This is a genomic window from Sphingobacterium gobiense, assembly GCF_002980575.1.
Classification (GTDB): domain Bacteria; phylum Bacteroidota; class Bacteroidia; order Sphingobacteriales; family Sphingobacteriaceae; genus Sphingobacterium; species Sphingobacterium gobiense.
In genome coordinates this window covers 1-255 of record NZ_PVBS01000021.1, presented here as the reverse complement: position 1 = coordinate 255, position 255 = coordinate 1, and the positions used below count along the sequence as shown (strand labels likewise).

Here is a 255-nt window from a genome sequence, read left to right as displayed (position 1 = left end):
CAGCTAGGATGTTGGCTTGGAAGCAGCCATTCATTTAAAGAGTGCGTAACAGCTCACTAGTCGAGCGGCCGGGCGTGGATAATAAACGGGCATCAAGAACGGTACCGAAGCTATGGACTGGTAGAATGATCTACCATTGGTAGGGGAGCATTCCATGTGGGGCGAATCGCCAGGGTGACCTGGCGTGGACCGCATGGAAAAGCAAATGTAGGCATGAGTAACGATAAGGCGGGTGGGAAACCCGCCCACCGAAAG

At 53.7% G+C, this 255-nt stretch carries 1 rRNA gene; it reads left to right on the top strand.

Annotation, left to right across the window (positions count from 1 at the left end):
- Positions 1-255: ribosomal RNA gene (locus C5749_RS19420) — 23S ribosomal RNA — on the top strand; the annotation flags it as partial.